The organism is Achromobacter sp. Marseille-Q0513 (assembly GCF_018195695.1).
In the GTDB taxonomy this organism is placed as follows: domain Bacteria; phylum Pseudomonadota; class Gammaproteobacteria; order Burkholderiales; family Burkholderiaceae_B; genus Achromobacter.
In genome coordinates, this window is record NZ_JAGTJY010000225.1 from 1 (window position 1) to 8708 (window position 8708).

At 68.7% G+C, this 8708-nt stretch carries 6 protein-coding genes and 1 pseudogene; all 7 read left to right on the forward strand.

Features of this window, described 5'->3' with window-relative positions; genetic code table 11:
- Window positions 1-81 precede the first annotated feature (81 nt).
- A complete protein-coding gene (locus KDH83_RS27550; RefSeq protein WP_212321556.1) occupies window positions 82-2148 on the forward strand; it encodes a TonB-dependent receptor in 2067 nt (688 codons plus the stop codon).
- A 7-nt stretch (window positions 2149-2155) separates the two neighbouring features.
- The gene (locus KDH83_RS27555; RefSeq protein ID WP_212321558.1) at window positions 2156-3049 is read left to right on the forward strand and encodes a cobalamin-binding protein; all 894 of its coding nucleotides are present in this window, start codon (window positions 2156-2158) and stop codon (window positions 3047-3049) included.
- Between the two features lie 154 nt (window positions 3050-3203).
- Complete coding sequence (locus KDH83_RS27560) at window positions 3204-4007, forward strand: thiazole synthase (protein ID WP_212321566.1); 804 nt, start codon at window positions 3204-3206, stop codon at window positions 4005-4007.
- A 58-nt stretch (window positions 4008-4065) separates the two neighbouring features.
- Window positions 4066-4887, forward strand: a complete 822-nt coding sequence (gene thiD / locus KDH83_RS27565; protein WP_212321580.1) for a bifunctional hydroxymethylpyrimidine kinase/phosphomethylpyrimidine kinase — start codon at window positions 4066-4068, stop codon at window positions 4885-4887.
- Between the two features lie 134 nt (window positions 4888-5021).
- Window positions 5022-5702, forward strand: a complete 681-nt coding sequence (locus KDH83_RS27570; protein WP_103272236.1) for a protein-L-isoaspartate O-methyltransferase — start codon at window positions 5022-5024, stop codon at window positions 5700-5702.
- An 82-nt stretch (window positions 5703-5784) separates the two neighbouring features.
- Complete coding sequence (locus tag KDH83_RS27575) at window positions 5785-7125, forward strand: TolC family outer membrane protein (protein WP_212321582.1); 1341 nt, start codon at window positions 5785-5787, stop codon at window positions 7123-7125.
- Between the two features lie 135 nt (window positions 7126-7260).
- Window positions 7261-8708, forward strand: a pseudogene (locus tag KDH83_RS27580) (hypothetical protein); the annotation flags it as partial.

Here is an 8708-nt window from a genome sequence, read left to right on the forward strand (position 1 = left end):
AGGTCGCGCCCCCAACACGGGCGCGGTTGAGGGGCCGGGGGTCCGTTCAAATTCTTAACCCCTCCCCGGAAGGGAACCTACATGCCCTTTAGCCCCAGCGGCGCGCGCGGCGCCGTGCGGTTTCCCCTGCTGGCCGTGGGGGCCGGCGGGTCCGCCCCGGCCCTGGCCGCCGCCCAGCAAGCTCCCGCCCCCGTCGAACTCGGCCCCGTCACCGTCACGGCGCAACGCGTGCCGTCCGATGCCGCCACCCTGCCGGTCGCGGTCTCGGTGATCACCGCCGAGGACATCGCCGCCAGCAGCGCGCGCACCATGCAGGACCTGCTGTCCACGCAGGCCGGCATCCACCTGCTGAACACCACCAGCTCGACCGACAACGCCATCGTGGATCTGCGCGGCTTCGGCATCACCGGCGCCAGCAACACCCTGATCATGGTGGACGGCGTCAAGCAGAACACCAACGACCTGTCCGCGCCCAACCTGGGCGTGGTGCCGCTGGACCAGGTGGAGCGCATCGAAATCGTGCGCGGCAGCGGCTCGGTGCAATACGGCGGCGGCACCACCGGCGGCGTGATCAACATCATCACCCGCCGCGACTTCTCCAAGGAACCGGTCACCGCCCGCGCCACCGCCACGTTCGGCAGCTACGGCCTGCGCCAGTACGACGCGGCCATCGCCATGAACAACCAGAAGGTCGGCGTCGACGCCTACATGCAGTCGCTGCGCACCGACGGCTACCGCGACCACAGCGGCGAACGCCGCGAGGGCGGCGGCGGCGGCGTCACGCTGCGCCACGACAACGGCTTGATCCGCCTGTATGGCAACACCACCACGCAGCGCCTGGACCTGCCCGGTCCGCGCCAGATCGACCCGGCCACCGGCAAGAACGAATTCGAGAGCGACCCGCGCGGCGCCAAGAACGACATCGACCGCATCAAAGCCACCACGACCACCATCGGCCTGCAGGTCGAGCAGTCCATCGGCGCCGGCACGCTGTACGCCGACGCATCCTCCCGCCAGAAAAAGCTGGACGGCGTGTCCTACGACGGCTTCGGCACCACCCTGCGCGACCAGAAGCTGACCGAGAACCTCGCCAGCCTGCGCTACCGCCTGCCCATCAACGGCGGCCACAGCGTGGTCTTCGGCGCCGATGCGCAGGAAGCCAAGACCACCTCGACCCAGAACGGCTATTACTCGCCCACGCCGGCGAAGTGGGAATCGCGCCAGCACCAGTACGGCCTGTTCGCCGAGGGCACGATCCGCGCCACCGAAAGCACGCTCGTGACCCTGGGCCTGCGCCGTCAGTACGCCTCGGACAAGGTGGAGATCCTGTCCGGCATGGACCAGCCGTCCGACCGTGGCAACCACCTGACCGCCTGGCAGCTGGGCGTGCGCCAGGACATCGGCGCCGGCTTCGGCGCCTATGCCAAGGTTGGCCGCAGCTTCCGCCTGGCCAACGCCGACGAACTCGTGTCGGTGAAATCGCCGCTGGCGCCGCAAACCTCCACCGACAAGGAACTGGGCGTGACCTGGAAGTCGGACAAGAGCAGCGCGCGCCTGTCCTGGTTCCGCTACGACCTGCGCAACGAGATCCAGTACAACCCGCTGGGCGATGGCATCTGGGGGCCGGGCACCGGCGGCAACGTCAACCTCGACCCGACGCGCCGCCAGGGCATCGAGCTGGAAGGACACCATGCCCTGACCAGCAGCATCACGCTGGACGCCAACCTGACCTGGATGGAAGCGAAGTTCCGTTCCGGCAGCTACAGCGGCGTGGACCTGGCCGGCAAGCGGGTGCCGCTGGTGCCGAAGTGGCTGGCCAACGCCGGCGTGACCTGGCGTCCCACCGAAGCGCTGCTGTGGAACGTGTCGGCCCAGTACGTCGGCACGTCGCGCATGGACAACGACCAGGCCAACCAGTTCGGCGAGGAACTGAACGCCTATGTGCTGTTCAACACCAAGCTGGCCTACAAGTTCACCCGCAACATCGAGGGCAGCGTGGGCGTGAACAACATCCTGGACCGCAAGTACGCCAGCTACGGCGTGCGCGGCGGCAACGACCTGGGCCAGTATCTGGGTTCCACTGCGCGCTACAACCTGTACCCTGCACCCGGACGCAACTTCTACGCGTCCCTGACGCTGCGCTACTAGAGCAAGCATGAGACCCACCCGCGCGACCTTGCGTGCGACCGTCCTGGGGCTGGCGCTGGCCCTGGGATCGGCTCACTCGCAAGCCGCCGCGATCCACGCGCAGGACGACCGTGGCCGCGTGGTCGTGCTGGCCGAGCCCGCGCGTCGGGCGGTGACGCTGGCACCGCATGCCACCGAGCTGGTCTACGCGGCTGGCGCCGGCGACCGTATCGCCGCCACCATCCGTGGCAGCGACTATCCGCCGGCGGCGCGCGCGCTGCCGGTCATCGGCGATGGCACGCAACCGGACGCGGAACGCGTGGCCGCCGTCCGGCCCGACCTGATCATCGCCTGGCAACCGGCCGCCGCCGAACCGCTGGTCCGCGTCATGGACAAGCTGGGCGTGCCGGTCTATTACAGCGATCCCCGGTCGCTGGCGGACATCCCGGCCGCCGTGGAACGGATGGGCGAGCTGTTCGGCACCCAGGACCAGGCTCGACCCGCAGCAAAGGCGCTGCGCGAACGGCTCTACCGGCTGGCCGCGCGCCATGCCGACCGCCGGCCGCTGCGGGTCTTCATCCAGGCCGGACTGGATCCCATCTACACCCTGAACCAGACCAGCATCGTCAGCGACGCCCTGCGGCTGTGCGGCGGCGTCAACGTCTTTGCCGACTCGCCCGTGGTGGCGCCCCAGGTGTCGCTGGAAAGCGTGCTGGCGGCCCGGCCCGACGCCGTGCTGGCGGGCGTGTCGCGGCCGCAAGACAACGCCAACAACCTCGCGGCCTGGCGCAAGCTGGGCCTGCCGGCCGCCCAGGCCGGCCATGTGTACGGCATCGACGCCGACGCCCTCTACCGTCCCGGCCCCCGGCTAGTCGACGCGGCCGAGGCGCTATGCGAGACGCTGGACGCGATGCGGCAATAGCCGCCCCCCGGACGGAATCCCGCCAGGTTCGGCAAATAGTGGAACGCCTCGTTCCGTCCTGTGCGTCGACACCGCCGCCGCGTGCTTTATCATTCGTGCAACGCTCTGACCGTCCCTCGGGTCCGCTCCCGGTCCCGCTCTTCGAAACACCGCCATGACCACCCAAGACACCCTCACCATCGCCGGCCGCGCCTATTCGTCGCGCCTGCTCGTCGGCACCGGCAAGTACAAGGATTTCGAACAGACCCGCCAGGCGCTGGACGCCAGCGGCGCCGAGATCGTCACCGTCGCCATCCGCCGCACCAACATCGGCCAGAACGCCGGCGAGCCCAGCCTGCTCGACCACGTGCCGCCGTCGAAATTCACGCTGCTGCCCAATACCGCCGGCTGCTACACGGCCGACGATGCCATCCGCACGCTGCGGCTGGCGCGCGAGCTGCTGGACGGCCATGACCTGGTCAAGCTGGAAGTGCTGGGCGATCCGCACACGCTGTTCCCCAACATGCCCGAAACGCTCAAGGCCACCAAGACCCTGGTCGACGAAGGCTTCAAGGTCATGGTGTATTGCACCGACGATCCCATCCAGTGCCGTATGCTGGAAGACCTGGGCGCCGTGGCGGTGATGCCGCTGGCCTCGCTGATCGGCTCGGGCATGGGCATCCTGAATCCCTGGAACCTGCGCCTGATCATCGACCAGGCGCGCGTGCCCATCGTGGTCGACGCCGGCGTGGGCACCGCGTCCGACGCCGCCATCGCCATGGAGCTGGGCTGCGACGCCGTGCTGATGAACACCGCCATCGCCGCCGCCCGCGACCCGATCCTGATGGCCAGCGCCATGAAGAAGGGCGTGGAGTCCGGCCGCGAGGCCTTCCTGGCCGGCCGCATGCCGAAGAAGCTCTACAGCGGCGCGCCCAGCTCGCCCACCGACGGCCTGATCGCCGCGGGCGCCGCGAAATGAACGCCGTCGCCCGTCGGCGCGCAGCGAACGCCGCCTCCCGGCGCCAAGGACACGCCCGATGAACGCCCGCCCCATCCCCAACACGCTCAGCATCGCCGGCGTCGATCCGTCCGGCGGCGCCGGCAGCCTGGCCGACGTCAAGACCATGAGCGCCCTGGGCGCCTACGGCTGCGCCGTGATCGCCGCGCTGACGGCGCAGAACACACAGGGCGTGACCGGCATTTCGCCCGTGCCGCCGGCCTTCGTCGGCCTGCAGATCGACACGCTGTTCGCCGATGTGCCGATCGCCGCGGTCAAGATCGGCATGCTGGGCCAGCAGCCCGTGACGCTGGTGGTGGCCGAGAAGCTCGCCAAGTGGCAGCCGGCCCACGTGGTGCTGGACCCGGTCATGGTGGCCAAGAGCGGCGACCTGCTGCTCGAGCGCGACGCCGTGAGCGCGCTGCGCGAGGCGTTGCTGCCCCAGGCCACGCTGCTGACCCCGAATCTGCCCGAGGCCGGCGTGCTGCTGGAAGAGCGGCCGGTGGAAAGCGTCAAGGAAATGCGTCGCGTGGCCGAGCGCCTGCGCAACAAGATGGCCTATGCCGGCGAGCGCTGGGTCATGGTCAAGGGCGGCCACCTGCCCGGCAACGACACCATCGACCTGCTGCACGACGGCGACCGCATGATCGAGCTGCCCGGCCACCGCATCGAGACCGCCAACACGCACGGCACCGGCTGCACCCTGTCGGCCGCGCTGGCCGCGCTGTTGCCGCAGACCGGCGACGTGCCCGAGGCGGCCCGCCGCGCCAAAGCCTACCTGACGGAAGCCATCCGCCAGTCCGGCCGCCTGTCGGCCGGCTCGGGCCACGGGCCGGTGCACCACTTCCACGCCTGGTGGTGAGCGGCGCGCGGTTACATTCCCCCCGGCCGGAGGCGGCCTGACGCCCTCCCCGGCCGGGCCCGCGCCCCATGGCGTCACAGGACGCTACGAATCGGTACAATGGTCAGTTGATTCCTCTGTTTTCTCTGACCGTCATGAACGCTTCGACCCTGCCCGACGTAGAACAAGCCCGCTTCAACATGGTGGAACAGCAGGTCCGCCCCTGGGACGTGCTTGACGCCAATGTGCTGCAAGCCCTGTTCGATGTGCGTCGCGAACAGTTCGTTCCGCCCGCCCTGCGCGCGCTGGCGTTCTCCGACCTGGAGATCCCGCTGCAGATCAACGGCGTCGACTCCCGGCAGAACATGCTGGCCCCGAAGATCGAGGCGCGCCTGGCTCAGGAACTGCAGCTGACCAAGTCGGACTGTGTGCTGGAAATCGGCACCGGCTCGGGCTACCAGGCCGCGCTGCTGGGCTATCTGGCGCAGCAGGTGACCTCGGTCGAGATCGACAGCCGCCTGGTGACCTTCGCTCAGCAGAACCTGCAGATGAACAACGTCACCAACGTCAAGGTCGAAACCGGCGACGCCCGCAACGGCTGGGGCTCGACCGAATACGACGCCATCCTGGTGACCGGCTCGGTGCCCGCCGTGCCCGACGCGCTCAAGTATCAGTTGCGCGTGGGCGGCCGCCTGGTCGTCATCGTGGGCCAGGCGCCCGTCATGACCGCCTGTCGCATCACCCGCACCACGGCCGCCAGCTTCGAGACGGTCAATCTGTTCGAAACCGTCATCAAGCCGCTGCGCGGCGCGACGGTGTCCCAGTTCAAGTTCTGATCCGGCGCCGCCCGCGCCGTCCCCGCCCAGCGCGGGGATGCGGGGCGGACGTCCTGGAGCCGCACGACTCCCACGAAACATCATGCGCGTCCGATCGCTTACGGCATTACTGGTCTTCACCTGCGCCGCAAGCGTCGGCCCGTCGCGCGCCCATGCCGCCGACGACCTGATGCAGGTCTGGCGCACCGCGCTGGGCAGCGACCCGGTCTATGCGGCCGCGCGCGCCAACTACCGCGCCAGCCTGGAAAAGGAACCCCAGGCCCGCGCCGGACTGCTGCCGCAGATCAGCGCCGAGGCCGGCGGCGCCTACCGCGAAACCCGCAGCACGCAAGGCTTCGGCGTGGCCTACAGCGGCGGCCGCGGCACCTGGGACCTGGCGCTGACGCAGCCGCTGTTCAATTGGTCGCGCTGGCAGGCCTATGAACAATCCAAGCTGCTGACCGCCGACGCCGAGGTGCGGCTGCAACAGGCCTTCCAGGACCTGCTGCTGCGCGTGGCCGAAGCCTATTTCAACGTGCTCTACGCCCAGGACGCGCTGACGGCGACCGAAGCCGAGAAGGCCGCCGTCGCGGGACAGCTGGAATCGGCCAAGCGCAATTTCGAGCTGGGCAACGCTACCATCACCGATACCTACGAGGCGCAGGCGCGCTACGACCTGGTGCTGGCGCAGGAACTGCGGCTGCAGAACGACCTGGACGTGCGCCGCGACGTGCTGGCCCAGATCCTGGGCTCGCCTGCCGGCGCGCTGGCGGAGCTGCCGCCCGGCGTGCGCCTGCCCTCGCCCCAGCCGGCCCGGCTGAACGACTGGAGCACGCAGGCCGAGGCCTCCAGCCTGGACGTGCTGCGCGCCCAGCTCCAGACCCGCATTGCCGGCCGCGACATCCAGATCGCCAAGAGCGGCCACTACCCCACCGTGAACCTGCGCGCCACCAGCGGCAGCGCCAGCGACGCGGTCATGAGCAACGGCAGCAGCGCGCCCGGCAAGCCCATCAACAACAGCGTGGGCGTGGTGCTGTCGATTCCGCTGTACTCGGGCGGAGGCATCTCGTCCCAGGTGACCGAGCGGGTGCAGCTCGAACAGAAGGCGCGGCACGATTTCGAGGCCGCCCGGCGCCAGGCCGTCCAGTCCGCGCGCCAGCACTACTCGGGCGTGACCAGCGGCCTGGCGCGCATCGACGCGCTGGAAGCCGGCGAGAAATCCAGTCGCGCCTCGGTCGAGGCCAACCGCACCGGCTATGAAGTGGGCGTGCGCATCAGCCTGGACGTGCTCAACGCCCAGCAGCAGCTCTATGCCACCCAGCGCGATCTGGCGTTGGCGCGCTACACCACGCTGCTGTCCGGGCTGCGGCTGAAGGCGGTCAGCGGCATCCTGGCCGAGACCGACCTGGAAGCGATCAATCGGCTGCTGCGCGAGCCGCGCTGAAAGCCCATTTTCTACGTAGCAGTAGCTTTTTCACGACATGGTGAGAAAGAATAAGAAACTTTAGTTCTTAACCTGTTACGATCCGCGCCGTTGAGCGAGGCCGTCCGATGCTTCGTTCCATGAGACGACGCATCCATGACGACACGCTGCACCTGTGCTTTCCGCGACCGGATCGCACTGAAATCATCCGCTCTGCTCGCGCCCACGGCTCCCTTCCTGCCTCGTTTGACCACCGTCTTGCTGACCGCCACGCTGAGCCTGGCCGCCAGCCAGGCGCTGGCCGGTGGCCAAGGCGGTGCCGGCACCCAGGCCGGCGGAGAAGGCGGCGGATGGATCAATCAGGGGAACGGTGCGAACACCGATCCGAACGACGGCAGGGCCACCGTATCTGACCTGTCCGCCAACACTGTCCGCGAATTCACCACCATCATCCACGGCGGCGTGGGCGGCACGGCCCCCACCGGCGGCGGCGGCGGCGGCGGTGCGGCCGCCTACTTCGGAGGCACCAATGCCACCGTCACGGTCCGGTCCAACCTGCTCGGTGGCTCCGGCTGGATCGGCTATTCGCCGGCGGAGGGCGGCGGCGGCGGCGGTGATGGCCTGATCGTCAAGGACGGTACGGTCAAGGTTGCTGCCACTGGGCAAGTGATTGGTGGCGACGCCACCTATTCCATGGGCGGCAGCGGCGGCGGCGGCGGCACCGGACTGTATCTAGGCACGGGTGTCGTCCAGAACGACGGCCTCATTGTCGGCGGGGTGGGCGGATACAACGACGGTCCAGCCCCGTCCGGCATCGCCCTTGGCGGCGATGGCGGAGCCGGCGTCATCACGCGCAACGGCCGCGTGGTCAATCTGGGCCGCATCGAAGGTGGCGCAGGCGGTACCAGCATGACGCCCGCCTCCAATGCCGGCAACGGCGGCGAAGGCGTGATCATCACGGAAGGTTCGAACTCGCACCAACCGCCCGGCGCCGGAAACAGACTGCCGGATCTGGACAACCAAGGCCACATCCGCGGTGGCAATGCTGTCAACAATCTCAACTACCCCGACCTGTACCTCGCTGGCTCGGCAGGTACTGGCGTACTGGCCGAGAACAACGTCTACATCCTGAACCGCGGCACCATCGCGGGTGGAATAGACGGCAATGGCGAGCAAGGCCCGGCGATCGCCCTGTTAGGCAATGGCAATCGCCTGGAGCTGACGAACAGTTCCCAAACCATTGGTTCTGTCTCGTCCTTCGGCCACAACACGCTGGCGCTGAACAGTCCTGACGGCAAACCCGCTACGGCGACCATCACCGGCAACCTGTTCCTGAGTCCGACCTCCACCTATGAAGTCCGCGCAACGCCTTCCGACGCCGACCGTCTGACAGTCAACGGCAAGGCAAAGCTGGGCGGCACGGTCAGCGTGCTCGCCGGCTCCGGCACCTATGCAGCAAGCACCCGCTACACCATCCTGTCGGCCCAGTCGCTGTCCGGTTCGTTCGCTTCAGCCACCAGCAACCTTGCCTTCCTCACGCCCACTGTCGCCAACGAGGGCAACGATGTGGTGCTGACGCTGGCCCTGCGCCAGGCGCCCAAGCC